This is a genomic window from Pseudomonas mangrovi (assembly GCF_003052585.1).
In the GTDB taxonomy this organism is placed as follows: Bacteria; Pseudomonadota; Gammaproteobacteria; order Pseudomonadales; family Pseudomonadaceae; genus Aquipseudomonas; species Aquipseudomonas mangrovi.
Genome location: NZ_QASN01000013.1, coordinates 38480 through 62119 on the forward strand (window position 1 = coordinate 38480; position 23640 = coordinate 62119).

Sequence of the window (23640 nt, forward strand, 5' to 3'; positions counted from 1 at the left end):
CAAAAGCCGTACGCTTCAGCTTCCAGCCTATGTCTTCCAGCTCAGCCCGGAGGGCTTGCATGAGCTACGTCATCGACCGACGCCTGAACGGCAAGAACAAGAGCACGGTGAACCGCCAGCGGTTCCTGCGGCGCTACAAGCAGCACATCAAGAAGGCCGTGGAGGAGGCCGTCGGCAAGCGTTCGATCACCGACATGGAGCACGGCGAGCAGATCAGCATCCCCTCGCGCGATATCGACGAGCCGGTGCTGCATCACGGCCGCGGCGGCAGCCAGGGCCAAGTACACCCGGGCAACAAGGAATTCATTGCCGGCGAGCGAATCCCGCGCCCCTCCGGCGGGGGTGGCGGCAGTGGTGCCGGCAAGGCCGGCAACTCTGGCGAAGGCATGGACGAGTTCGTCTTCCAGATCACCCAGGAGGAGTTCCTCGACTTCATGTTCGAGGACTTGGAGCTGCCCAACCTGGTCAAGCGCCACCTGACCGGGACCGACCTGTTCAAGACCGTGCGTGCGGGCATCAGCAACGACGGCAATCCCTCGCGCATCAATATCGTGCGCACCCTGCGCTCGGCCCACGCACGGCGTATCGCCCTCACCGGCAGCAGCCGTGCGCGGTTGCGCGAGGCGCGTGCCGAGCTGGAACAACTGTTGCTGGATTCACCCGGTGATCTGCCCGCCATCAGGCTCTTGCAGGAGGAAATCGAACGCCTGCAGGCGCGGGTCAAGCGCGTCCCGTTTCTCGACACTTTCGACCTCAAGTACAACCTGCTGACCCGCAAGCCGGACCCCAGCTCCAAGGCGGTGATGTTCTGTCTGATGGACGTGTCCGGTTCGATGACCCAGGCGACCAAGGACATCGCCAAGCGCTTCTTCATCCTGCTCTACCTGTTCCTCAAGCGCAGCTACGAGAAGATCGAGGTGGTGTTCATCCGCCACCACACCAGCGCCAAGGAAGTCGACGAGGAGGAGTTCTTCTATTCCCGCGAGACCGGCGGGACCATCGTCTCCAGCGCGCTGAAGCTGATGCAGGAAGTCATGGCCGAGCGCTACCCGGCGCAGGAGTGGAACATCTACGCGGCCCAGGCCTCCGACGGTGACAACTGGAACGACGACTCGCCGGTCTGCCGCGACATCCTGATCCGCCAGATCATGCCGTTCGTCCAGTATTTCAGCTACGTCGAGATCACCCCCCGCGAACACCAGGCGCTCTGGTATGAATACGAGGGCGTGCGCGAGGCCTTCCCCGAGAGCTTCGCCCAGCAGCAGCTGATCGCCAGCGCGGATATCTATCCGGTGTTTCGCGAGCTCTTCCAGCGCAGGGTCTCCTCATGAAATCCACCGCAGAGAAAAGACAACCGCTGTCCACCGGCTCGGAGTGGACCTTCGAACTGGTCCAGGCCTACGACCGCGAGATCGGCCGCCTGGCCGAGCGCTACGCGCTGGACACCTACCCGAACCAGATCGAGGTGATCACCGCCGAACAGATGATGGACGCCTACGCCTCGGTCGGCATGCCCATTGGCTACCAGCACTGGTCCTACGGCAAGCACTTCCTGCACACCGAAAAGCACTACAAGCGCGGCCAGATGGGCCTGGCCTACGAGATCGTGATCAACTCCGATCCGTGCATCGCTTACCTGATGGAAGAGAACACCATGTGCATGCAGGCACTGGTGATCGCACACGCCTGCTATGGCCACAACAGCTTCTTCAAGGGCAACTACCTGTTCCGCACCTGGACCGACGCCAGCTCGATCATCGACTACCTGGTGTTCGCCAAGCAGTACATCGCCAAGTGCGAGGAACGCCATGGCATCGATGCGGTGGAAGACCTGCTCGATTCCTGCCACGCATTGATGAACTACGGCGTGGATCGCTACAAGCGTCCCTACCCTATCTCTGCCGAAGAGGAGCGGCGCCGGCAGAAGGATCGCGAGGAACACCTGCAACGGCAGATCAACGATCTATGGCGGACCATTCCTCCGCGCGCCGGCGGCAAGGGCGGCGAGGACGACAGCCGTCGCTGGCCGGCCGAACCCCAGGAGAACATTCTCTACTTCCTGGAAAAGCACGCGCCGCTGCTGGAGCCCTGGCAGCGCGAGATCATCCGCATCGTGCGCAAGATCTCGCAGTACTTCTATCCGCAGCGCCAGACCCAGGTGATGAACGAAGGCTGGGCGACCTTCTGGCACTACACGCTGATGAACGATCTCTACGACGAGGGCCTGGTCACCGACGGATTCATGTTCGAGTTCCTCCAGGCGCACACCAGCGTGATCTACCAGCCCTCGTTCGACAGCCCCTACTACAGCGGCATCAACCCCTACACCCTGGGCTTTGCCATCTACAGTGACATCCGCCGGATGTGCGAGCACCCGACCGAGGAGGACCGTCGCTGGTTCCCCGAAATCGCCGGCAGCGACTGGCTGTCGACGCTCAAGTTCGCCATGAAGAGTTTCAAGGACGAGAGTTTCATCCTCCAGTACCTCTCGCCGAAGGTCATCCGCGACCTCAAGCTGTTCAGCGTTCTGGACGATGACGAGCAGGAGGAACTGCTGGTCCCGGCGATCCACGACGAAGCCGGCTACCGGACCATCCGCGAGATGCTCTCGGCGCAGTACAACCTCGGCAACCGCGAGCCCAACGTGCAGATCTGGAGTGTCGACCGGCGTGGTGATCGCTCGCTGACGCTGCGCCACCAGCAGCACGACCGCAAGCCGCTGGGCGACTCCACCGCCGAGGTGCTCAAGCACCTGCATCGGCTGTGGGGCTTCGATATTCACCTGGAGGTCCTGCAGGGCGACCAGGTGGTGGACGTGCAGCATGTACCGGGCGGAGGCGAACCGGCGCTTGAAGCCTGAAGCCTGAAGCCTGAAGCTGTCCTCCTTCAGGAGGGCTTCAGATGCAGATATTCAAGGTTGGCGGCGCGGTACGTGATCGCCTGCTCGGTCGTCCGGTGAATGACGTCGACCACGTGGTGGTCGGCGCCAGCGCAGAGGACATGCTCGCCCAGGGCTTTCGCCCGGTCGGCGACGACTTCCCGGTGTTCCTGCACCCGCAGACCGGCGAGGAATACGCGCTGGCGCGCACCGAGCGCAAATCCGGCAAGGGCTATGGCGGCTTCACCTTCCACGCCAGCCCCGAGGTCACCCTGGAAGAAGATCTCGCCCGCCGCGACCTGACCATCAACGCCATGGCCGAGGACGACAGCGGCAACCTGGTAGACCCCTACGGCGGCCAACGCGATCTTGCAGCGAAGATCCTCCGCCACGTCGCGCCTGCCTTCGCCGAAGACCCGCTGCGGGTGCTGCGCGTGGCCCGCTTCGCCGCGCGTTTCGCGCCGCTGGAATTTACCGTCGCCAAGGAAACCCTGGGCCTGATGCGCCAACTGGCCGAGCAAGGCGAACTCGAAGCACTGACGCCCGAGCGCAGCTGGAAGGAAATCAGCCGTGCGCTGATGGAGCCGCGCCCGGACGTGTTCATCCAGGTCCTGCGCGACTGCGGCGCCCTGGCGCGACTGCTGCCCGAACTCGACGCGCTGTTCGGCGTACCGCAACCGGCCGAGCATCATCCCGAGATCGATACCGGCATCCACCTGCTCATGGTCCTGCGCCAGTGCGCCGAGCATGCCCAGCCACTGACGGTGCGCTGGGCCTGCCTGCTGCACGACCTGGGCAAGGGCTGCACTGCAGAGGAAGATTGGCCGCGACATATCGCCCACGAAACCCGCGGACTGGCGCTGATCGAGGCAGTCAACGCGCGCTGCAAGGTGCCGCGCGACTGCGCCGAACTGGCGCTGCTGGTCGGCGAGTTCCACACTCATTGCCATCGCGCCCGCGAACTGCGCCCCAACACCCTGCTGCAGATGATGCAGCGCTTCGATGTGTTCCGCCGGCCACAGCGCTTCGTCGAGTTTCTCGCTGCCTGCGAGATGGACGCCCGCGGCCGTCTTGGCCTCGAGCAGCGCGATTATCCCCAGCGTGACTACCTGCTCGGCGCGGCCGAGGCGGCGCGGGCGGTGGCGGTCAAGCCGCTGCTGGACAAAGGTCTGCAGGGCGCAGCATTGGGCAAGGCGCTGGAGGATGCCCGACGAGACGCGCTCAAGACCTACAAGGCCCGCGCAGACGAGGGCACCGACGTCAGACCGGCGCCGGCCAGTCCTGAAGGAGTGCCGCAGGCGTCAGCGCCTGGGCGTTCCAGCTGAACGCCGCCGGCCACAGGCGCTGATCGATCTGCGCTTCGTCCCACAGCTGCGCATAACTGCGCCCGGTTTCCGGATGCAGCTGCTCCGGCACCAGCAGCGCCAGCGGCCAGAGCACGAAGGCGTTCCTGAGGATTTCTGCGCGCGGCAGGCGCAAGCCATCGAAATCGCCGACCAGATCGCCATAGGCGAGCACGTCGATGTCCAGCGGCAGGCCTTTGCGATCCAGCGCATAGCGGCCGTTGTCGGCCTCGATGAATTTCAGCCGGCGGTCCAGCTCACCCAGCGGCAGGTCGGTTTGCGCCGCCACCACCAGATTGAAAAACGGCCCGCTGCGAATGCCCACCGGGTCGCTCTCGAACACCGGCGAGCAACGCATCCTTTGCAGAAAGCCCGCCAACGCATCAAGTCCCGCACACAGGTGCCGCTCGCGATCGAGATTACTGCCGAGCCCGAGCAGGACAGGTACGGAGGTAGGTACGGCCGCAGGTACGGCGGTGGGCACGGGGCTCATGGCCGCTCGATCTCCACGCCGACCCCGCGCGCCGCCGGCACTGCGCCCGGCTTGGTGACGCGCAGGCGCAGCCAGGTAATCGCGAACTCATCCTGCAGCAGCTGCGCCAGGCGCTCGGCAAAGGTCTCCACCAGTTGGAAGCGCGACTCGGCGGCGAATGCCTGAACGCGCTCCGCCACCGCCGCATAGTCGAGCGTGTACGCCAGATCGTCCTGCGCGGCGGCCGGGCGGATGTCCCAGCGCATCGTCAGGTCCAGCCGCAGGCACTGGCGAATCTCGCGTTCCCAGTCGTAGACGCCGATGACGGTATCCACTTCCAGGCCTTCGATGAACACGTTGTCCACGCACTAGCTCCCGACACGACAAGGGGGTGCCACCCGTTTAGAATCGAGGCCCACCCGCCCGGAATGGACACCATGTTTTGGCTGCTGGCGATCCTCGCCTACCTGCTCGGTTCCCTGTCCTTCGCCATCCTGTTGAGCAGACTGGTCGGTGCCCCCGACCCGCGCGCCAATGGCTCGGGTAACCCGGGGGCGACCAACATGCTGCGGGTGGCCGGTCGACGAATGGCCATCCTCACCCTGCTCGGCGATGTCATCAAGGGCCTGCTGCCCGTGGTGGTCGCCCAGCAACTGGATTTCTCCATCCAGGACCAGGCCTGGATCGGGTTGGCGGCGGTGATCGGTCACCTCTATCCGCTGTACTTCCGTTTCCGCGGCGGCAAGGGCGTCGCCACTGCCGCCGGCATGCTGCTCAGCCTCTATCCATTGGCCGCGCTGCTGGCCATCGGCGCCTGGCTGCTGGCTTTCCTGCTGACCCGCACCAGCTCGCTGGCTGCGCTGATCGCCACGCCCATGACCCTACCGTTACTGGCCTGGCAGCAACCTGCCGCGCTGCTGCCGATGAGCGTGCTCACCTGCCTGATCGTCTGGCGCCACCGCAGCAATCTGCGCGATCTGTTCGCCGGCAAGGAAAGACACTTCTAGGTAGCCGCAAGCTGGACGCGAAAAAGCCGTTCAGCCGACAACCTCGCAGCTCGGCAGCCTGTCCATCGGCCAGCGTGCCTGAACCGCAATGGCCGGGCCGTCACTCTGCCCGGCCAGCAGCCGCTGGCAACCGGCATAGGCGATCATCGCGCCATTGTCGGTACAGAAACGCGGCCGGGCGTAGAACACCTGCCCCTTCAGCTCCCCGAGCATCTTTTCCAGTGCCAGACGCAATGATTGATTGGCACTCACCCCACCGGCGATCACCAGGCTGTTCAGCCCGGTCTGCTTGAGCGCGCGCTTGCATTTGATGACCAGGGTTTCGACCACCGCCTGCTGGAAGGCCAGGGCGATATCGCAACGGGTCTGCTCACCGTTGTCGCCGGCGGCCTGGCACTGCTGCCAGGTATTCAGGGTGAAGGTCTTCAGCCCGCTGAAACTGAAATCCAGTCCGGGGCGATCGGTCATCGGCCGCGGGAAGACGAAACGCCCCGGCGTGCCCTGCAGGGCCAGGCGCGCGATCTCCGGACCACCGGGATAACTCAGCCCCATCAGCTTGGCGGTCTTGTCGAAAGCCTCGCCGGCAGCATCGTCGACCGACTCGCCGAGCAGCTCATAGCGACCGATGCCATCGACCCGCACCAGCTGCGTGTGACCTCCCGACACCAGCAAGGCGACGAACGGAAAGCGCGGCGGCTGCTCCTCGAGCATCGGCGCCAGCAGATGACCTTCCATATGGTGCACGCCGAGCGCCGGGATGCCCCAGGCGAACGCCAGCGCCTGGGCGCAGGAAGCGCCCACCAGCAGCGCACCGACCAGGCCGGGACCGGCGGTGTAGGCGATGGCATCTATATCGGTCTTGACCTTGCCGGCTTCATCAAGCACCTGGCGGATCAGCGGCAGCATGCGCTTGACGTGATCGCGCGAGGCCAGCTCGGGCACCACGCCGCCGTAGACGCGGTGCAGGTCGATCTGGCTGAACAGTGCGTCCGCCAGCAGGCCGCGCTCGCTGTCGTAGAGCGCGACTCCGGTTTCATCGCAGGAGGTTTCCAGTCCCAGTACCAGCATGGCCGTGCGCCTCGGTGCGCAGCAAAAAACAGGGGGCGAATGATAAGCGCCGACCGGAAGGCCGACCAGCGCTTTTCACCCGGGGGCTTTGCAATCCGCGCGACGAGGCGTTAACATCCGCAACCCTTGAAAACCGACGCCCTCCCGAGCCATCTGCCAGGAGGCGTTCACCACCGGTCATTAGTGAAGGTAAGCCCTGGATGCCAGCCGTCAAAGTTAAAGAGAACGAACCCTTCGACGTAGCTCTGCGTCGCTTCAAGCGCTCCTGCGAAAAGGCCGGTGTACTGGCCGAAGTCCGCTCCCGCGAGTTCTACGAGAAGCCGACTTCCGAGCGCAAGCGCAAGGCCGCCGCAGCCGTCAAGCGTCACGCCAAGAAAGTGCAGCGCGAACAGCGCCGCGCCGTACGCCTGTACTGATAGACGCGCTTGCTACTGCCTTGCCCGGCCTGACGTCGGGCAGGCAAGCAGACACAGCACGCCTCAAGAGACCCGCCGCAGCGATGCGTTCGGGTTTTTTGCGTTTTGCCAAACCGGCAACAGTTGCCATCCCAATCCCAACGGGACGGACATGCTGACCCCTCCCGCACGCACGAGAACGCCATGGCAGGATTGATTCCGCAATCCTTCATCGACGACCTGCTCAACCGCACCGACATCGTCGAGGTGGTCAGCAGCCGCGTGCAACTGAAAAAGACCGGCAAGAACTACAGCGCCTGCTGCCCGTTCCACAAGGAGAAGACGCCCTCCTTCACCGTCAGCCCGGACAAGCAGTTCTACTACTGCTTCGGCTGTGGCGCCGGCGGCAATGCGCTCGGTTTCGTCATGGACCACGACAACCTGGAATTCCCCCAGGCCATCGAGGAACTGGCGCGCGCCGCCGGCATGGAAGTGCCGCGCGAGGAAGGCGTGCGCGGCCAGCGCCCGCGCCAGTCGAGCGACTCGCCGCTCTACCCCCTGCTCGAAGCCGCCGCCGATTACTACCGCCAGGCGCTCAAGAGTCATCCCAGCCGCCGCGCCGCCGTCGACTACCTGAAAGGCCGCGGCCTGTCCGGCGAGATTGCCCGCGACTTTGCCTTAGGCTTCGCCCCGCCCGGCTGGGACAACCTGCTCAAGCATTTCGGCGCGGATAACCTGCAGCAGAAAACCATGATCGACGCCGGCCTGCTGATCGAAAACGCCGAGACCGGCAAGCGCTACGACCGCTTCCGCGACCGGGTGATCTTCCCGATCCGCGACAGCCGCGGCCGGGTCATCGCCTTCGGCGGCCGCGTACTGGGCGACGACAAACCCAAGTACCTGAACTCGCCGGAAACCCCGGTATTCCACAAGGGCCAGGAGCTCTACGGCCTGTTCGAGGCGCGCAAGAGCAACCGCGACCTCGACGAGATCATGGTCGTGGAAGGCTATATGGATGTCATCGCGCTGGCCCAACAGGGTCTGCGCAATGCGGTCGCGACCCTCGGTACCGCCACCAGCGAGGAACACCTCAAGCGTCTGTTCCGCATCGTGCCCAGCGTGCTGTTCTGCTTCGATGGCGATGCCGCCGGACGCAAGGCGGCCTGGCGCGCACTGGAGGCGACACTGTCGAACCTGCAGGATGGCCGCCGCGCGCGCTTTCTATTCCTACCCGAAGGCGATGATCCGGACAGCCTGGTGCGCGCCGAAGGCACCGATGCCTTTCTCGCCCGCATCCAGCAGCAGTCGCTGCCGCTGGCCGACTACTTCTTCCAGCAACTGACCCTGGAAGCCGATCCACGCTCGCTGGAAGGCAAGGCGCACCTGGCCACCCTGGCCGCCCCGCTGATCGAAAAGATTCCCGGCGCCAACCTGCGCACCCTGATGCGCCAGCGTCTCGCCGAGATCACCGGTCTGACCGGCGAGACGCTCAACAGCATGGCGCAGAGCGCCCCGCGGACCGCCACCAGCGACTACCCCGCGGAAGCCTATTACGACATCGAGCCCGACTACGCCGATGTCGCCGACTACGCCAACCACATCGAACCGCCGGCCGAACAGAACGAAACCGGCCGCAGCTGGAAGAAGGGCGAAGGCAAGCGCTGGAACAAGGACGACAACTGGAAACGCGGCAAGGATCAGGCGCCGCGGGCCAAACGCAAGCCGGTCAGTGTGGAGTCGCCGACCCTGACCGCACTGCGTACCCTGCTGCACCACCCGCACCTGGCGCAGAAGGTCGAGACCGTGGAGCATTTCGCCGCCGAACAGGACACCTACGCGCAGCTGCTGGTCGCCCTGCTCGGCGCACTACAGAAGAATCCCAAGCTGCGCTCGCTGCAACTGATCGCCCGCTGGCACGGCACCGACCAGGGCCGCCTGTTGCGCGCGCTAGCGGAAAAGGAATGGCTGATTTCGGCCGACAACCTTGAACAACAGTTTTTCGACACTATAACTAGTCTTGCAGCCCGCCAACGCGAGCGCAGCCTGGAACACCTACTGAGCAAATCCCGCGAGGGCGCTCTCAGCGCCGAGGAAAAAAGCCAGCTCCTCGAACTTCTGAATCGCTCCGTCTCTTCAGTCAAACCGACCTCAACTGGCGCGTAGTCGTCAAGTTCAGGTATAATCCTCGGCTTGTTTTTTGCCCGCCAAGACCTTCAATGGATAGGGTGTTATGTCCGGAAAAGCGCAACAGCAGTCTCGCCTCAAAGAATTGATCAGCCGCGGTCGTGAGCAGGGTTACCTGACTTACGCGGAGGTCAATGACCACCTGCCGGAGGATATTTCCGACCCGGAACAGGTGGAAGACATCATCCGCATGATCAACGACATGGGGATCAACGTATTCGAGACAGCTCCGGATGCAGATGCCCTGCTCCTGGCCGAAGCCGAAACCGATGAAGCCGCCGCCGAAGAAGCCGCCGCCGCCCTGGCTGCAGTGGAAACCGATATCGGCCGCACGACCGACCCGGTGCGCATGTACATGCGTGAAATGGGCACGGTCGAGCTGCTGACTCGCGAAGGCGAAATCGAAATCGCCAAGCGTATCGAAGAAGGCATCCGCGAAGTCATGGGCGCCATCGCCCACTTCCCGGGAACCGTCGACAGCATTCTCGCCGAATACGATCGCGTCACCACCGAGGGCGGCCGTCTGGCCGAGGTCCTCAGCGGCTATATCGATCCCGACGACGGCATTGCCGCGCCGGCCGAGCCGCCCGCGCCCGTCGTGCCCAAGGACGCGACCAAGGACGACGAGACCGAGGAAGAAGCCGAGAGCGACGACACCGAAGAGGAAGAAGGTGACGGCGGCCCCGATCCGGAAATCGCCCGCCAGCGCTTCGGCGCCGTGGCCGAGCAGATGGACAAGGTTCGCAAGACACTGAAGAAGCATGGCCGTCACAGCAAGCAGGGCGTCACGGAGCTCAAGCTGCTGGCCGAGCTGTTCATGCCGATCAAGCTGGTACCTAAGCAGTACGATGCGCTGGTCAACCATGTGCGCGGTGCTCTCGAGCGTCTGCGCGGCCAGGAACGCGCCATCATGCAACTCTGCGTGCGTGATGCACGTATGCCGCGTGCCGACTTCCTGCGCCTGTTCCCGGGCAAGGAAACCGACACCGACTGGACTGCCGAGCTGGCCAAGGGCAAGGGCAAGTACGCGGAAGCGATCGGCAATCTGCAGGCAGAGATCAAGGCCTGCCAGCAGAAGCTGATCGATCTGCAGAACGAGACCTCGCTGACCATCGCCGAGATCAAGGACATCAACCGCCGGATGTCCATCGGCGAGGCCAAGGCCCGCCGGGCGAAGAAGGAAATGGTCGAGGCCAACCTGCGCCTGGTCATCTCCATCGCCAAGAAGTACACCAACCGCGGCCTGCAGTTCCTTGACCTGATCCAGGAAGGCAACATCGGCCTGATGAAGGCGGTGGACAAGTTCGAATACCGCCGCGGCTACAAGTTCTCGACCTACGCCACCTGGTGGATTCGCCAGGCGATCACCCGTTCCATCGCGGACCAGGCGCGCACCATCCGTATCCCGGTGCACATGATCGAGACCATCAACAAGCTGAACCGCATCAGCCGCCAGATGCTCCAGGAAATGGGTCGCGAACCCACACCGGAAGAGCTGGGCGAGCGCATGGAAATGCCCGAAGACAAGATCCGCAAGGTGCTCAAGATCGCCAAGGAACCCATCTCGATGGAAACTCCGATCGGCGACGATGAAGACTCGCACCTGGGCGACTTCATCGAGGACAGCACCATGCAGTCGCCGATCGACGTGGCCACCGTGGAAAGCCTCAAGGAAGCCACCCGCGAAGTACTGGCCGGCCTCACCGCAAGGGAAGCCAAGGTACTGCGCATGCGCTTCGGCATCGACATGAATACCGACCACACCCTCGAGGAAGTCGGCAAGCAGTTCGATGTCACCCGCGAGCGGATCCGCCAGATAGAAGCCAAGGCACTGCGCAAGCTGCGCCACCCAACGAGAAGCGAGCATCTGCGCTCCTTCCTCGACGAGTGAAAAAGAACCCCGGCCCAGCGCCGGGGTTTCTCATTCTGCACCCTGCGAATGGCGCATAAGCGCACGCATCGTTATAATCCCGCCTCCTTCTGGGGGCCTATAGCTCAGTTGGTTAGAGCAGAGGACTCATAATCCTTTGGTCCACGGTTCGAGTCCGTGTGGGCCCACCACCTTCAAAGCCGCGTACTGCGCGGCTTTTTCATGCCTGGTCGAAAAACAGCTAGACCAGTCCTATAGTCCAAAGGTACAAATTCAGTACAGTGCCGGTACAGCGGCACGCCTTTGGAGCAGGGAAAGATGGCTACCATCGTCAAAACGGAAGCCGGCACTTGGAAGGCCCTCGTGCGCAAAACCGGTTGGCCGACCAATACCAAAACCTTCCGCACCAAGCGCGATGCCGAAGACTGGGCACGCCGCACCGAAGACGAAATGGTTAGGGGTGTATACATCCAACGCAGCGGCTCCGAGCGCATGACTTTGGAAATGGCACTGAAACGCTACCTCAGCGAAATCAGCCCAACCAAGAAGCCGACCACCCAGCGCGCCGAAGCCACCAAAGCCCAACAGCTGATCAGCCACCTGGGCAAATACTCCATGGCCGCCCTATCCGCTGAAATCATCGCCGGCTACCGCGACACCCGCCTGGCCTCGATCACCAATCGCGGCAAGCCCACCAGCAACAACACCGTGCGCCTGGAGCTGGCCCTGCTCAGCCACCTGTTCACCGTGGCCATCCAGGAATGGGGCCTGGGCCTGAGCTTCAACCCGGTACTGAACATCCGCAAACCCAGCCCCGGCGAAGGCCGTGACCGGCGCTTGTCTGCAGAAGAAGAACGCCGCCTGCTGACCGCCGTGAACAATCACAGCAACCCCATGCTTGGTTGGATCGTCCGAATCGCCCTGGAAACCGGTATGCGCTCGTCTGAGATCACATCCCTGCGCAGGCATCAGGTCGATATGAAAAAGCGTGTGGTGCGCCTCTCAGACACCAAGAACGACAGCGCACGCACTGTCCCACTCAGTAAATGGGCCACAGAGACCTTCCAGGCAGCGCTGAACAACCCTGTACGCCCGATTGACTGTGATCTGGTGTTCTTTGGCGAGCCAGGCAAAAACGGCAAACGCGGCCCCTACGCCTTCACCAAAACCTGGGGCTTGCTCAAAACCAAGCTAGGTATGCCGGACCTGCGCTTCCACGATCTGCGCCATGAGGCGGTAAGCCGATTGGTCGAGGGCGGACTATCCGACCAAGAGGTATCCGCCATCAGCGGGCACAAGTCGATGCAGATGCTCAAGCGCTACACGCACCTGCGCGCCGAAGACCTTGTCGGCAAGCTGGACAACCTGCAACGCAGCACCAGAACTCCTTCTAGAGAACCATAATCAGCCTTCTTGCGAGTCTATTGCCAATGAAGCGAGTCAAAAAAAGCACAAAAAAGCACAGCAAAAAAATGCGAGCAAGAAAAAAGAGGCGTTGCAAAATTACAAGAGCTTCATAGTAAGACTAAAAGATCGAGACAAAGACCCTGTAATACTAAATACAAAAACCGCATTTGAGTATTTCCTTTCTTTCTTAAAGCCAGGGGAGTGGGACATACGCCGAGAACGCGTAATGAAGTACTTTGAAAGATTAGCTCAAGGTATCGAAAAGCCTACTGAGGCTAGCCCGCTTTCGGCTGAAGAAAGCAGAATCGCATTTCATGAAGATTGGATGTCATGGTACATGTATCTTGCAGAGTGCACAGTCCACCGCCCCTTCACGGACCAAGAATCTCAATCAGCTAGAATCCGCCCTTTTTTTAACAAGCTCGGAGCAAGCATCGAAAGCCTTAAAGCCATTAATGGGATTGAGGGAAAGATCCATGACATGTTCTATGACAACAATAACAACACAGATTCAGCACTATTCGAGTTAGTCGTAGCGGTATGCTACATAGAGAATGGATGGCAAGCGGAATTCATCCCAGAGACACATAACAAAACCCCCGATATCAAGGTCACAAAGGGTTCCACAACACTTTATGTAGAATGCAAACGACTTCAGAAAGTAACCGACTACTCTGAAAGCGAGCGTCAAGCCTGGCTCCGCAGATGGAAGCTATTGTCAGAAGAAATGCTTCGCTATCGAATCCCATCGTTTGTTGAAGTCACCTTCAAGAAGGAGGTCGATGCCACCCCGCAAGGATTACCAGCCAAAGCATTCAAAGACCTGGCCACTTGCGGGGCCATTGCAGAAGGGATGTGCATTGAGAATGATGACATCAAGTTGTGTGCAAGGCATATCAACAAAAAGAGAATAGATAACCATCTAAAAAGATGGAGCGTACGACATGCGTCATCCCAGATGAATGCACTTATAGATGAGCAATGGACTCCTGAGGCTGCTTACACATTTTTGATGTCTTGTAAGAGATCTCGCTCTACCGAGCCGCACTCAGGATTATTCGGCTGGTTTATAACTGATGTAGACAGCGTCTACGCCGCAAAATGGGAGTGCATAGCCGATGAGTCTATCGACAAGAAAGCCAAGGATGTTACTAAGCACCTTGCAAAGGCCGTCAAGCAAGCCCCAAATGATGCACGCACAGTAGTACATATAGGATACGAGACTCTCAATGGCCCCATTGTCGAAGTGGCACGAGATCAGAAAATTGTTGAAACCCTGAACTCTTTTGACTTTGGTGATAAAGACATTGCATGTGTATTTTGCCACTCATTTCAGTCCAGAACATTCCCCGATGGCGAGTATGATTTTGCGGAAACAACTCGCCACAGAGCCTATTCCTTAACACCAGACGACATTCTCCCAGAGAGGCTTTTGCTTGGAACAGAACAGGGCACTAAAGTGAAGGATGACACACACTGGAACCAAGACCTTCGCGAAATTCTTGGGCTTAGCTAGGGATTAGCAATTAACCGAGAGACATAACTCACCCGGCAGGCGACAACGAGGCATAGCCTGCTCACAGGGAAAAGAGAGCTCAGCCGCTTTTCTCCCGGCGGAGAATCCACCGGAAGAAAAGCGCCTCTACTCAAATGTTCCTTACTCCTGCGGCACACGCATCATGCGCGCCAACCCATCCACTGTGCCTTTGGTCAGCCCCGCCTCTTTAGCTATCGCCGCCACCGACAGCCCCCGCCCCAAGGCATCCTTGATGGAAGCGATGACGCTATCTGGTACCTGTGCTTCGCCGGTCAGAGGGTTGATGTAACTGCCTGCACGATGAGCATTCATCAGCGACTCCAGGCTCTTCTTGGCCTTGGAAATCGCCTGACGCGAGATACCCAAGCGCCTGGCCATCTCTGACTGACTCAAGCCTTCCTGATGCATCAACCAGACCTTCTCGCGCAAGCCGAGCGAGCTCCCGTGGCTCGGCGCAATTGCATGTAACCCCGAGTGCACCTGGTCAAAGGCAACCTTTCTGATCTCCTGCAGATCAGCCGCGTCAGGTGATCGCAGGTTGAAGGCAAAGTCAGATCTGGCCGCGCCAGTCAGCACAGAAAGGTGATGTTGAAACGCTACCCGATAGCGCAAATCAGCGTGGTACTTTGGTGATCCCGGCTGATGCACCGAGCAATATCTGCGGCTCAGGTTTCCTACCACGACTCTCTCAGCGCGGAACCGATCGAATATGGCACTGAGCTTTGTGACCTCAGCTTTCGACAGCAGCGCGCATGAGCGGGGAAGATGCTGACAAGCTTTCAGCATTAGGGCCTGTGCCCACCGCGTTTCGTAGATCCCCCCCGTGAAGCGGCCGCCACTCACAACCTCGCCGACCTCCTGATTCTCTTGAGCGGCCAGCTCCTGCAATCTGCTGGATCTGATGCTCAGCCGCCAGCAGAGCTCACAGTAAGCGTCTCCCTGAGGGCGCGTCCGCTCATCCTGCAGCGTGTCGAAGTTCACCAAGGCAGTAGTGCGCTTGGGCCTGAAGCAGCGCAGCAACCGAAACAGTTCACGTACCGACTCCAGCGCCCCACATAGAGCTTCCGCACCCTGGCGTGGCTCCCCTTTTGAATCCAAGAGGCTACGGATCGAGAACCGCAGATTTGCATCCCAGCGCTCCATGTTCAGCAGCTGCCAGTCGATCTCGGGCATATCTTCTGGCTTGGCAGTCACGAACTCACTCGTTACGACCTTGGAAGTCAGCAACCCGGACGATTGGACGACGGGCATCGCGCAGAATGAAGGCGGATGCTGCGCCATCTCAGAGAGGCTGGAACCGCTAAGTAACTCCTTGGCCCATGCTCCGCTGTAGCCGGAAATACAGTTGGTCAGCGCGCTGTCGAGATTTAGCCGCACCAGAGGCCAAATTGGATAGCGCCTAGATGTCAGGCTCGATGACTCGTTCAGGCCTGACAATACAGCGCTATAGCCTGCCGCGAACTGACCCGTGCAGCGGGGATCGCAGGCATATTCACCGAGGCGAGAGAGGACGTAGTCTAGGCGAGCCATGTCAACCTAAAAATCAAATAAACAGGCTCTATAATAGGCGTAGCTATCCGTAGTGTTCCACCTACATTCCCCAATGCAGGTGAAACACATGACAACTGAAGAAGTGATCCTGAGCAGAACTGGTGGATCTCCCCTGCTCTCTCTGACACAGGTAGCAGAGATCCTACACCGTAGTCCCGAGGGCCTGCGCATAACTCTGTCCAGAGATAATGACATCGCAAGAAGCTTGAACTCATGCAGGGTCAAGATCGGCCGACGCGTCTTTTTTCGCGTCGCCGGCGTCGCACAATTCATCGACGAGGCCTGAGGCTAACCCATGTCGGCACTGGCCGCCTTGGCGCGACTTGGAGAGTCGTTATCCAGCCGGTCATCGGCTCTGCCGGAAGTATCCGAAGATATTCCGTCCACAGACCTGCGAATGAAAAGCTGGCCTGATCAAGCCAGAGGCGTACCCAACATCACCCTCCGCTCGGCTCTATTCGGCTCGAGCCGTTCCACCAGCAACACCTATCTCCAGCGCGCCGAGATCTTCTGTCAGAAGCCTACGAGGATGAGGTACACGGGGCCACGACTGGATCAGGGCGATCTGGATGTCTGGATTACGGTGCTGCACATCGCACGTCAAAGAAAGATGGGCACCGCCTTCAAAACCAGTGCCTACGAGCTATTGAAACAGCAAGGAAAAACTGACGCCGGTAACAACAGAAAAACGCTCTACAAGCGTCTACACCGACTAACTGCCGCCACACTGGAGATCGAAAGACCTCGGTCTACCTACACGGGTGGACTCATCTTTTCGTTCGAGCGTGACGAGCTGACGCATGAGCTTGTCCTCACCCTCGATCCAAAGCTCAGCAAGCTATTTGGTCCCGATGAATTCACGCATGTAGATTGGCCAATTCGCCGCCGCCTAAATGCCAAACCACTTGCCCAGTGGCTGCACGGCTTCTTATCAAGCCATGCCGAACCAATTCCCATGGCGGTGGACACGATCATGCGGATGGCGGGCAGTCTAGATGCCTCAGCATCCAGCCGAGAGCAAAACCTTCGCAGAGCACTAGACGCCCTGCAGCATGCCTGCGAACTGAACAAGCAGCCTTTGAGCTACGAGATTCTCAGCGGCATCGTTCACATCAGGAAAACGCCGAGCAACAGTCAATCTCGCCATCTTGAGAGAAAAAACGGTCGGAAAAAAACGAAAACCGGATACCGTACTGTTGGCTAGGGCATGCCGTACCATCGACTAAAAACTGCCGTACTGCCGGCTAGGAAGTGCCGTACTATCGGCTAAATTATCCACAGGCAAAATCGGCTGCATACCCCGTATTACAAGGCCTCTGCATCAGACGCATGAACCCCTAATCATTTCTAATCGTTCTAATCCTGCAGGAGATCCGCATGGGCATGATCGAGGCGAGCAGCGGTAATCTCTACGCAGACCTTGGGCACACTGACGCGGACACCATGCAGGCAAAAGCCCAAACAGTGGTCGCAATACACCAAGCCATAGAAGACCAGCAGCTGTCGCTCGACAGCGCTGCCCGCCTGACGGGCATATCCAGAGATGAACTGCTGGCCATCCTGTCCGGTCAATTCCGGGATCACACGCTCAGCGCTCTAGGGCGCATGCAAATGGAGATTCATCAGTGCACGAAGAAGTGAGTGTGCCCCAGGCTGAGCAGCCCGGTTACTGGCGGGAATATTTCATAAACCGGGGCGATCCAAATTCCCTCGGCTTCGCGATGTGGCGAAACCTTTTCGATGACTCGGAGCTAGGCGAACTCATTACGCTCCCAGGAGAGGGCCTTGATCAGGCCAACCAGCGCCATCAGCGTAAGCTGCACGCCATGCTGTCAGCCTTGGAAGAACTACAGCTGCCCGAGCAAGAGTGGCTGGTTACGCGACTCCGCCGGGAGCTGAAACTGCAGTCACTTTGAATCGTTAGCGCTCCATATCCTGCTCATCGCTACGCTGCTCTTTGTCTGCTGCGCGAGCCTCGGCCTGCTCCCGCATTTGCTCTAGCGAATTACGCGCTCCGGCTCCCCCCTGCCCACCTTCTTGCGTCGAATCTTTCAGGTGCCCTCTCTCGACTGCCCGGGCTTTCATCTGATCCATGCGGACAACGTTTTGCCCTGGTGCCTGGGCATGCTCTTTGATATGTCCCTGTTGCGCGGCCCGAGCTTTCATCTGCTCTACGGCAGTAGGTTGCCTGGAGGGCTTCACCCCATTCTCCCGCTGTAGCTGATTCACCAGTCGATCTTGCTCATCGCGCCGCTCCTGCTCCATTTGGCGCCGCTGTTGCTGGGCCGCCTGTGCCTGGTCGGCGCGTTCTTTCTGGACGCGCAGATCCTGAGCTGCTTTCTCTGCGTCGGGCCCTTTCCCCTGTAGCCGCATAGACTCCTGGTTCTCGCGGCGCTCATTCTGCCGAGCCAGAGCGGTGGCGATTCGGCCAGCCTCTTTTGCACTCGCTCGCTCAGCAAGCTCCTTATTGGCTGAGGATGTGTTTTTCGTGTTCTTTGCCATGTGGCTATGCTCCCCTTCTCTGCCAGCTACGAAGCCGGCTCCATGTGAAACGTCCGGTCCATTTCGTTCTGCGAGTCGGCGTTCTCGCTCAAGCTCAAGGCTGATGATTTCTGCACCCGTACTGGGCACCTCACGCCGCAAGACTTCGCGGCTTTGGGACAGCTCCGCGCGCGCCTGGCGAAAGTCGATAACCTTGGCCCTCAGTGCGGGATCTCTCCACTCACTCGGTAGATACTTGCGCTCAGGTATGAGTCCAGTATTCCGCTGAGCATGGCTTCGCATGTCTATCCGCTCGGCCAGACCGGCTCGCTCCAAATGGGCATTGCACGTCTTCTCCCAACGGTCGCGGAGCTGACGTAGCTCGGCCTTGCGCTCCGCTGCGCTCAAGGTCATTCCTGCACTAGGGCCATAGCCCTTACGGGCGCCACCAAGCGCCGGATTCTTGCTGTTGTAGCGCTTGAAATACTGATCAGGATCGCGCTCGATGCGATCCCGCTGACGCTCACTGAACATCAAATGAACGTGCGGCTGCTCACCGCCATCTGCTGCTCGCGGTGAATGAATAGCCCATTGATAAGCATGGCGCTCACCGATCTCTTGGCGCACGAAATCGCGCACCAGGTCAGCCCGCTGCTGAGCTGAAAGCTCGCGCGGTAAAGCGATTTCCATCTCTCGATAGGTCGTGCCGTTTTTCCGCTCATTCAGGTCAGCGGCTTTCCAGAACTCCTGTGGGTGCTGCCGAGCCCACGCAGGCATGTTTCCAGACTCCGATGCCTCCAGCTTTTCATTCCGATCAAGCCTTGCGGCGTACTTACCTTCACGGGCGATATAGGCGGCATGAGGCCCAGCCTTTCCGGCTTTGCCAACCTTCATGCTTAACCGACCAATCGCCATAGCGAACCCACCTCAACCTCTTTGGATTTTCGCGTCCGCGAAAATGCGCCTCTGCTTTTCGCTCTGATTTTCGCGTCCGCGAAAATTTGCTTTGGCTTCTGCCCCCGGCAGGGCGCGCTGTTTCTGAGGAACGAAGAAACAACTAAGCGCGCCTTCCAATACTTGTAAGGATATAGCAGCCCGCGCACACATCACATATAAAAGTTATAATTAAAGTCCCAATATGCAATTAAGCGTAATTAAGCGAAATGAAAGAAAACTGGATTGCCGAAAGACTGCTTTACATAAGAAACCTGAAATCGCCAAACGACCAACAGCGACTACTCCTTCTGTTATCCGAGAAGGAAGAGCGCACAGCGGAGGACAACCGGAAACTGAATTTTTTGCTCAAAGCCGAGTGGGCAGAGGTCAAGGCGCACAAGGCGCGCAGCGACGTTGCACGCATTGTCCAAGCGGAGAAGGACTCGGCACTAAAAGCCCGTGACCGCGAGCTGTATCAAGCAGCAGGACTTCTAATTCTCGCGGGGCTTGTCGACACCAAAACTGGAACGCCAGTTAATGATCGAGGCGAACTTTTAGGCGCATTGCTCGGAATGGCAAAGGTTCCAGCAAACGACCCTATTCGCACCGAATGGAAACGCACAGGCGATGCTCTTATTGCCAGCAAGGAGAAAGCAAGAGCAGTAATTTAGCGGCAAATTAACGCAACTTAAAATTCAACTATCGGGCAAGCGATAACCATGAATAAACTTTCAAAAAACAGGCTCTTCGATGATCCTGTCTCAAACTTGAAAAGCTGGCTTTTGCACCATGAGCAAAAGCGCATGCGCTCTGTAATCGGTCGCAAATATGAAGGCATCCTCGACCCTCAGGTCTACTGGATCACGGGAACGGATACCGAACACGACGGGCTTTCGAGTGAGCACCTCGAACGTATGGTTCAACGTCTGTCCCTGTCGCAGATTGGTGTTTTTCTCGCACAACGCATTTGGGCAAAGCGAACCTGGCTTCTGATGCCGGCGCTCCTGTTGATAGGCCTGCTGCTTGCGTACATTCTGCTGAACAAAGCCGGAACCACGACCAGCGATACGCTCATTCCGCTGGTGTTCACCGGCACGATCTGGCTCAGCGCCATACTGTGCTGCTCAGCCACGTTGTTCAGCTCCTTCGTCGCCCAAATTTTTCTGCCGAGGACACCCGTTCGCCAGGATGAAATCGACGCGGTCAAGGGCGTCATTTCCCGCTGCGTCGTCCGCGATCTGGAAGCCGATACGCCACCTGATCTGGCTGACCGCGCGCGACTGTTAGTGGCGGACTCCAACGGCAACTCGGTGGCTGGTCAGGTGCTGGCAACTGACTTGGAGTACTCGGCAGTACGCGCTGAATGGATGACAACCAAGGCCGTGCTCTTCATGGCTGGTTTGGTGATGCTCACGCCTGTGCTGGCCATCTCCTCGCCCATCCTGGCACTACTGAATTATTTTGCGCTGCTGGCTTGGAAGAGACTGGCATTCTGGATTCCCCGCGATGATGACCAGGGCCAACGGGGAGCAGGCAAAAGCGAACCCTCGGTGTTCTTCTTCGCGATCAAATTCGTGATCGTTCCGCTGCTGATACTCATCGGCCTATCCGCCTCCTACAAGGAGCATCTGGATACGTTCGTTCGCCTCGATGCCCAGCTCATCCAGTGGGCCTATGTGATCGGCATGTGGGCCTTCGCGCTCTACCTCGCCTTCACCGCAAAATCTCCTCTTACTGTGCGAGCCATGATGCTCGACCAGGCCGTGCGCGCAAGCGGCACAGAGCTACTGATCGACAAGGCTGGTCAAGCGCATTTCCAGCACCTCGAAGAGGCTCGGCTGACCCAGATTCACAACGCGAAAATTGACGAGTCTCCGTTTATCCACCTGGGAACCAGTACAGGCCTCCTGGCCCAGCGGCGCGACCCGCTAGCCCCCACCGAGGCAGGACTGCCCTTTGGGCTATCGGTGACTGATCTGGCCACGCATGTTGGCGTTCTTGGAGCCAGCGGCACCGGTAAAACTTCAGGTGTGATTCGACCACTGACCAAACAGTGGATTGAGCATGACCTGGGCGGACTTCTGGTGCTCGATGGGAAGGGTGCATTGCCACTGGAGTTCAATGGCATCGAGGGTTATCAGCTGATTAGCCCCGCACACGGCCCATTCAACCCGATCAGCGGCATGACGCCGGATGCCCTGGCTGACGTACTGCCGGATGTCTTCGATGACGGCAAAGGCGATGCCTTCTGGCGCGACTCCGCGCGGCTGATGCTTCGCATGGCTGCGATTCTGGTTGAGGCCCATCCCGAGCTTCCCTACACGCTCACTCAGATTCAGCAGTTCTGCCTGGCCAGCCACCAGGAGCGGGCGGACTGGCTGGACCCGATGGCCGATGCAATTGACGCGGACGTTCGTTTACTCGCCGCCGCCCACTATTGGCTGCTGGAGTATCCCGAGATCCCCGAGAAAACGGCCGGCAGTATCAGCAACATGGTGCGCACCTGGTTGGGCAATATCCTGCTGCAAGAGAAGCTGGGGCCATGGGTCAACACGACCGACAGCCAGTTCATGGTTGAGGACGTGATGACCGGCCAGAAAATTGGACTGCTATTGCCCGAATCTGAGTACGGCATTGGCGGAGTAGCCATTTCTGCGCTGTGCATGCGTCGGGTTTACGATGCGGTGAAGAAGCGCGGTGACAACTGGCGGTCCCTCGACGGGCACACCCCCGTACTGTTGGCGGCAGATGAAGTGCAAAACCTGTTAACCAGGGCCGACCTGGAAACCGTTCCCGTTGCTCGTAGCCTGGGGCTGTACCTCATGTTCGCCACGCAGAACGTAGACGGTCTGTATAAGCGGCTGGAGCGTGATGGCGCAGTGCAGATGCTGGGCAACCTTGCCAGCATCATTGCCCTGGCACCCCGTACCGACGACTCAAACAGCTACATCTCCAAGCGTATTGGCCATGTGTGGAAGGCCTCCACACAGAGCTTCCACGGACTACCTGACGCTGCCAGCGACCTGGGCCTATACCGCAACTCCGGCACGGATCAGGTCATGCAGTCGGTCACGCTGCATCGGCACGGCCGGCATGGCGCCCCTCGCTTGTCGTATGCCATCGGCCTCTGGCATCGCCAGTGGACGCCCAAGGCCATGAACTGGTTCGACGGAATGGCCATGCCAGACGACCCCAACCAGGCACCCCAGCGCCCAACCCTCCAGCTCGAACTCACGCCGCTCATTACCCCCGAGGAAATCGACACGCTGCTAGCGATACCCGGCACAGCGCTGGCGATCATCAACCGCGGAAGAATCCAACGCCGTGACGTTATCCGCCTGTACCCAAAACAGCAGGGAGCTGCAGCATGAGAACTCTGGAGCAATATCTGCCGGCCATGCGTGAAGCCCAGGGGCGCTGGTACTGGCCGCGCACATCCACGGTAGCCCCTATGGTTGCAATAGCCCTGCTTCTGGTGGCCTTTGTGTATGCCTATCGCTATCCAACCATGAAAGCCGAGGAAGCGGCCTTGCGCTTGGAGCGCTTCAACGTCTTGACCCTCGACTCGGCGCAGAAAACCCAAGCAGCGCTGACACGACTGCAGGCCCTGGTGGCTGAACAACCCGAATGGCTACGCGAGGTGGTGACCGAGCAGGTCGGCACCCTCAATGCCCATCTGGCCCTGATCCAACCCCTGACAAGAGAACAGGTGCTGCATCAAGCACAGGCCCAACAGGAGGCTTACGAGAAGGCTCAGCAGCTCATTGAGGCCTCCCCGTTCAAAGGTCTGACAAAGCAGCAGGTCCCCTTGAGTGCCGAAGGCAAAGCCTACCTGGACGCACTGGAGATTGAGCGCCCATCACGTTTTGATTATCAACGCTTGGCGGACGGCGTCATCAGCGCACTACCAAACCTGCAGGCCGGACTCAAGTTGCAGGCACAAGCGGAGAGCCTGGCTCACGAACTGGATGTGCGCTTGAACGGGGATAAGGCAGCCACTGCCACTCAGACAATCGCCCCTGTGGCGGAAGCATTACGCCCAGTCGCAGGGTCGACACAGCAGGTAGCCAAATCTGATGTTCCGATCAATGCACTGACCAGTGCACTGCGCCAAGCCGAGCGGGAGGCTGAACGACAGCAACGGCAAGCGGCGCTGGCTGCCGAAAGCCAACAGCGAAAGCTCGAACGTGCAGCAAGACAGGCAGAGCTTCAGGAGCAACGCAGGCAACAACAGGCACAGCGCGCCGCAGTACAGCAACAACGCGATTCGGAACGTCAGGCCAGGGCAGCAGCCGAGGCCCGACAACGCGCAGAGCGGGATGCCGAACGCCAGGCCGCCGCCGAGCAGCGTCAGGCCCAAGCAACCATAGAAGCGAAAAAGCGGGAATGCACTGCGAGCCTTGTTGCTCGGGCAAAGTGCGCAGCTCAGGGATATAACCCACTGACTGGCATGAAGAACTGAGTGATGGCGAGCCGGGGGCAAGCCCGGCCCGCCACTCCCGTACCCAGCG

At 59.9% G+C, this 23640-nt stretch carries 21 protein-coding genes and 1 tRNA gene; 17 read left to right on the forward strand and 5 right to left on the reverse strand.

Annotated features, from left to right (window positions below; genetic code table 11):
* Nucleotides 1–59 precede the first annotated feature (59 nt).
* Genes DBO85_RS06695 through DBO85_RS06705 form a run of 3 tightly spaced genes read left to right on the forward strand, consistent with a single transcriptional unit; the run spans nt 60 to nt 4203 of the window.
* Complete coding sequence (locus DBO85_RS06695) at nt 60–1331, forward strand: YeaH/YhbH family protein (RefSeq protein ID WP_108106491.1); 1272 nt, start codon at nt 60–62, stop codon at nt 1329–1331.
* On the forward strand, nt 1328–2860 hold the full coding sequence (locus DBO85_RS06700; RefSeq protein WP_108106492.1) for a SpoVR family protein: 1533 nt from the start codon (nt 1328–1330) through the stop codon (nt 2858–2860). The genes DBO85_RS06695 and DBO85_RS06700 overlap by 4 nt, the downstream gene beginning before the upstream one ends.
* A 41-nt stretch (nt 2861–2901) precedes the next feature.
* Nucleotides 2902–4203, forward strand: coding sequence for a multifunctional CCA addition/repair protein (locus tag DBO85_RS06705; protein ID WP_108106493.1), 1302 nt, complete (start codon nt 2902–2904; stop codon nt 4201–4203).
* Here the strand turns inward: DBO85_RS06705 and folK are convergent.
* Nucleotides 4139–4714, reverse strand: coding sequence for a 2-amino-4-hydroxy-6-hydroxymethyldihydropteridine diphosphokinase (folK, locus tag DBO85_RS06710; protein WP_108106494.1), 576 nt, complete (start codon nt 4712–4714; stop codon nt 4139–4141). The two genes, DBO85_RS06705 and folK, sit on opposite strands and share 65 nt — an antisense overlap.
* A complete protein-coding gene (folB, locus tag DBO85_RS06715) occupies nt 4711–5058 on the reverse strand; it encodes a dihydroneopterin aldolase (RefSeq protein WP_108106495.1) in 348 nt (115 codons plus the stop codon). Before folB ends, folK begins: the two co-directional genes overlap by 4 nt.
* Before the next feature lie 72 nt (nt 5059–5130).
* Here folB and plsY point away from each other — a divergent pair, with 72 nt between their 5' ends.
* The gene (plsY, locus tag DBO85_RS06720) at nt 5131–5700 is read left to right on the forward strand and encodes a glycerol-3-phosphate 1-O-acyltransferase PlsY (RefSeq protein WP_108106496.1); all 570 of its coding nucleotides are present in this window, start codon (nt 5131–5133) and stop codon (nt 5698–5700) included.
* A gap of 30 nt (nt 5701–5730) precedes the next feature.
* Here the strand turns inward: plsY and tsaD are convergent, their stop codons facing one another.
* The gene (gene tsaD, locus DBO85_RS06725; RefSeq protein WP_108106497.1) at nt 5731–6768 is read right to left on the reverse strand and encodes a tRNA (adenosine(37)-N6)-threonylcarbamoyltransferase complex transferase subunit TsaD; all 1038 of its coding nucleotides are present in this window, start codon (nt 6766–6768) and stop codon (nt 5731–5733) included.
* A 200-nt stretch (nt 6769–6968) separates the two neighbouring features.
* Here tsaD and rpsU point away from each other — a divergent pair, with 200 nt between their 5' ends.
* From rpsU to DBO85_RS19055, 6 genes are all read left to right on the forward strand, one after another.
* Nucleotides 6969–7184: a 30S ribosomal protein S21 gene (gene rpsU, locus DBO85_RS06730; RefSeq protein ID WP_002551877.1), complete on the forward strand. Its 216-nt coding sequence runs from the start codon at nt 6969–6971 to the stop codon at nt 7182–7184.
* Between the two features lie 183 nt (nt 7185–7367).
* Nucleotides 7368–9326 (forward strand): DNA primase, encoded by a 1959-nt coding sequence (dnaG, locus tag DBO85_RS06735; RefSeq protein WP_108106498.1) that lies wholly within the window; start codon nt 7368–7370, stop codon nt 9324–9326.
* Between the two features lie 67 nt (nt 9327–9393).
* A complete protein-coding gene (gene rpoD, locus DBO85_RS06740; RefSeq protein WP_108106499.1) occupies nt 9394–11238 on the forward strand; it encodes an RNA polymerase sigma factor RpoD in 1845 nt (614 codons plus the stop codon).
* A gap of 93 nt (nt 11239–11331) precedes the next feature.
* A tRNA-Ile gene (locus DBO85_RS06745) sits at nt 11332–11408 on the forward strand.
* Between the two features lie 127 nt (nt 11409–11535).
* Nucleotides 11536–12621, forward strand: a complete 1086-nt coding sequence (locus DBO85_RS06750; RefSeq protein ID WP_108106500.1) for a tyrosine-type recombinase/integrase — start codon at nt 11536–11538, stop codon at nt 12619–12621.
* On the forward strand, nt 12563–14140 hold the full coding sequence (locus DBO85_RS19055; RefSeq protein ID WP_146168175.1) for a hypothetical protein: 1578 nt from the start codon (nt 12563–12565) through the stop codon (nt 14138–14140). Before DBO85_RS06750 ends, DBO85_RS19055 begins: the two co-directional genes overlap by 59 nt.
* Nucleotides 14141–14281: 141 nt before the next feature.
* Here DBO85_RS19055 and DBO85_RS06760 read toward each other — a convergent pair whose 3' ends face one another.
* Nucleotides 14282–15598, reverse strand: a complete 1317-nt coding sequence (locus DBO85_RS06760) for an HTH domain-containing protein (protein ID WP_233356563.1) — start codon at nt 15596–15598, stop codon at nt 14282–14284.
* 181 nt (nt 15599–15779) lie between these two features.
* Here DBO85_RS06760 and DBO85_RS19410 point away from each other — a divergent pair, with 181 nt between their 5' ends.
* The 4 genes from DBO85_RS19410 (at nt 15780) to DBO85_RS06780 (ending at nt 17628) form a co-directional block, all read left to right on the forward strand.
* Complete coding sequence (locus DBO85_RS19410) at nt 15780–15998, forward strand: plasmid-related protein (RefSeq protein WP_108106503.1); 219 nt, start codon at nt 15780–15782, stop codon at nt 15996–15998.
* Between the two features lie 9 nt (nt 15999–16007).
* The gene (gene trfA / locus DBO85_RS06770; protein WP_233356564.1) at nt 16008–16916 is read left to right on the forward strand and encodes a plasmid replication initiator TrfA; all 909 of its coding nucleotides are present in this window, start codon (nt 16008–16010) and stop codon (nt 16914–16916) included.
* Between the two features lie 173 nt (nt 16917–17089).
* Nucleotides 17090–17353 (forward strand): XRE family transcriptional regulator, encoded by a 264-nt coding sequence (locus tag DBO85_RS06775; protein WP_108106505.1) that lies wholly within the window; start codon nt 17090–17092, stop codon nt 17351–17353.
* Entirely contained in the window at nt 17338–17628 is a 291-nt protein-coding gene (locus tag DBO85_RS06780; RefSeq protein ID WP_108106506.1) for a hypothetical protein, read from the forward strand. Before DBO85_RS06775 ends, DBO85_RS06780 begins: the two co-directional genes overlap by 16 nt.
* 4 nt (nt 17629–17632) lie before the next feature.
* Here DBO85_RS06780 and DBO85_RS06785 read toward each other — a convergent pair whose 3' ends face one another.
* Nucleotides 17633–19108, reverse strand: a complete 1476-nt coding sequence (locus DBO85_RS06785; RefSeq protein ID WP_108106507.1) for a MobA/MobL family protein — start codon at nt 19106–19108, stop codon at nt 17633–17635.
* 248 nt (nt 19109–19356) lie between these two features.
* Between DBO85_RS06785 and DBO85_RS06790 the strand changes: the two genes are divergently transcribed.
* The 3 genes from DBO85_RS06790 to DBO85_RS06800 are packed head-to-tail and all read left to right on the forward strand — an operon-like array spanning nt 19357 to nt 23591.
* Complete coding sequence (locus DBO85_RS06790) at nt 19357–19800, forward strand: conjugal transfer protein TraD (protein WP_108106508.1); 444 nt, start codon at nt 19357–19359, stop codon at nt 19798–19800.
* A gap of 48 nt (nt 19801–19848) precedes the next feature.
* Nucleotides 19849–22500, forward strand: a complete 2652-nt coding sequence (locus tag DBO85_RS06795) for a type IV secretory system conjugative DNA transfer family protein (protein ID WP_146168176.1) — start codon at nt 19849–19851, stop codon at nt 22498–22500.
* Complete coding sequence (locus DBO85_RS06800; protein WP_108106510.1) at nt 22497–23591, forward strand: hypothetical protein; 1095 nt, start codon at nt 22497–22499, stop codon at nt 23589–23591. The genes DBO85_RS06795 and DBO85_RS06800 overlap by 4 nt, the downstream gene beginning before the upstream one ends.
* The last annotated feature ends 49 nt before the right edge of the window (nt 23592–23640 follow it).

What these genes read in the sequence shown, in the direction of transcription:
- DBO85_RS19410 (WP_108106503.1), top strand. Translation starts at nt 15,780, where the DNA reads ATGACAACTGAAGAAGTGATCCTGAGCAGAACTGGTGGATCTCCCCTG.
- DBO85_RS06790 (WP_108106508.1), top strand. Translation starts at nt 19,357, where the DNA reads ATGAAAGAAAACTGGATTGCCGAAAGACTGCTTTACATAAGAAACCTG.
- DBO85_RS06695 (WP_108106491.1), top strand. Translation starts at nt 60, where the DNA reads ATGAGCTACGTCATCGACCGACGCCTGAACGGCAAGAACAAGAGCACG.
- DBO85_RS06785 (WP_108106507.1), bottom strand. Translation starts at nt 19,108, where the DNA reads ATGGCGATTGGTCGGTTAAGCATGAAGGTTGGCAAAGCCGGAAAGGCT.
- rpsU (WP_002551877.1), top strand. Translation starts at nt 6,969, where the DNA reads ATGCCAGCCGTCAAAGTTAAAGAGAACGAACCCTTCGACGTAGCTCTG.
- trfA (WP_233356564.1), top strand. Translation starts at nt 16,008, where the DNA reads ATGTCGGCACTGGCCGCCTTGGCGCGACTTGGAGAGTCGTTATCCAGC.
- DBO85_RS06750 (WP_108106500.1), top strand. Translation starts at nt 11,536, where the DNA reads ATGGCTACCATCGTCAAAACGGAAGCCGGCACTTGGAAGGCCCTCGTG.
- rpoD (WP_108106499.1), top strand. Translation starts at nt 9,394, where the DNA reads ATGTCCGGAAAAGCGCAACAGCAGTCTCGCCTCAAAGAATTGATCAGC.
- DBO85_RS06800 (WP_108106510.1), top strand. Translation starts at nt 22,497, where the DNA reads ATGAGAACTCTGGAGCAATATCTGCCGGCCATGCGTGAAGCCCAGGGG.
- folK (WP_108106494.1), bottom strand. Translation starts at nt 4,714, where the DNA reads ATGAGCCCCGTGCCCACCGCCGTACCTGCGGCCGTACCTACCTCCGTA.
- DBO85_RS06705 (WP_108106493.1), top strand. Translation starts at nt 2,902, where the DNA reads ATGCAGATATTCAAGGTTGGCGGCGCGGTACGTGATCGCCTGCTCGGT.
- tsaD (WP_108106497.1), bottom strand. Translation starts at nt 6,768, where the DNA reads ATGCTGGTACTGGGACTGGAAACCTCCTGCGATGAAACCGGAGTCGCG.
- plsY (WP_108106496.1), top strand. Translation starts at nt 5,131, where the DNA reads ATGTTTTGGCTGCTGGCGATCCTCGCCTACCTGCTCGGTTCCCTGTCC.
- DBO85_RS06700 (WP_108106492.1), top strand. Translation starts at nt 1,328, where the DNA reads ATGAAATCCACCGCAGAGAAAAGACAACCGCTGTCCACCGGCTCGGAG.
- DBO85_RS06795 (WP_146168176.1), top strand. Translation starts at nt 19,849, where the DNA reads ATGAATAAACTTTCAAAAAACAGGCTCTTCGATGATCCTGTCTCAAAC.
- DBO85_RS06775 (WP_108106505.1), top strand. Translation starts at nt 17,090, where the DNA reads ATGGGCATGATCGAGGCGAGCAGCGGTAATCTCTACGCAGACCTTGGG.
- dnaG (WP_108106498.1), top strand. Translation starts at nt 7,368, where the DNA reads ATGGCAGGATTGATTCCGCAATCCTTCATCGACGACCTGCTCAACCGC.